This window comes from Mycobacterium sp. (assembly GCF_008709575.1).
In the GTDB taxonomy this organism is placed as follows: domain Bacteria; phylum Actinomycetota; class Actinomycetes; order Mycobacteriales; family Mycobacteriaceae; genus Mycobacterium.
Window position 1 is genome coordinate 1 of the sequence record NZ_VYIK01000184.1, and the last position, 1,096, is coordinate 1,096.

At 68.5% G+C, this 1,096-nt stretch carries 1 protein-coding gene; it reads right to left on the reverse strand.

Annotated features, from left to right (window positions below):
- The coding region (locus F6Q13_RS17725) for an LLM class F420-dependent oxidoreductase (protein ID WP_293059349.1) at positions 1-852 on the reverse strand (852 nt) is incomplete at its 3' end.
- Positions 853-1,096 lie beyond the last annotated feature (244 nt).

Below are 1,096 nucleotides of genomic sequence, written 5' to 3' on the forward strand. Positions count from 1 at the left end.
TAGCCTCAGTGCTCGGGCGAGTTGGGTCAGCACGGGCAGCAGGATGTCCTCGTAGCGGCCGCCCAGCACCTGGATCGCGACGTGGTCGGCGCCGGCCTCCAGGTGCTCATTCAGCCGGGCGGCGACGGCGTCGGGGGTGCCGTAAGCGACCAGCGCGTCGATCAGCTGGTCGCTGCCGGGCTCACGCACGTCATTGTCGGTGAACCCCAGCCGGCGCCAGTTGTTCGCGTAGTTGCTCAAGCCGAGGTAGAACCCGATGCTGTCGCGGCCGACGCGGCGGGCCTCGGCGGTGTCGGTGGTCAGCACCACCTTGTGTTCGGGGGCCAGTAACACCGTGTTGCCCACCAGTTCGCGAGCCCGCGCCGTGTGTTGCGGGGTCGTCAGATACGGGTGGGCGCCGGCGCTGCGGTGAGCCGACAGCGCGAGCATTTTCGGGCCCAGCGCAGCAAGTACCCGCCGGCTGGTCGGCACCGTCGCGGCGTCGAGTTCGTCGAGGTAGCCGACCAGTGCGTCGTAGGGCTTGCGGTACCGTCCGGTGTGTTCACGATGGCCGACCCCGATCCCCAGCAGAAACCGCCCCGGATAGGCATTTTCGATGCGATGGTAGGACTGCGCCACGGTCGCCGCCGGCGCCGACCAGATATTGACGATCCCGGTGGCCAGTTGCAGGGAGCCGGTGTGCTTCAGCGCGGGCTCCACCCACGCCAAGTCGGCGTCGGGTGAGCCGCCGATCCAGGCGGTGCCGTAGCCGAGCGCCTCGATGCGTTGGGCCAGCTCGGGACTGATGGAGCGGGTCCCCAACCACACGCCGAAACGGCCGAGGTCGGGTTTGAGCGAAACAGCTTCGGTCATCTGTCGGGCGCCTTGCGGCCGACAGCCCGGGCAGTGGCAGGGTCGGTGGTCGCCACCACCCGGTCGCTGAGGGCTTCGTTGGGCTTGCCGGCCGCGGAACTGGTCATGGTTGCTGCAAGTAGTCGGGGATCGGATGATATTCCCCGCCGGTGGGCCGGCTGGCGTTTTGGCTCAGGGCGGCGATGCAGGTATCGTGGAACGACGGCGCGGCTTTCGTGCCGGCTCTTTGCGTGTCCAGTTCTGG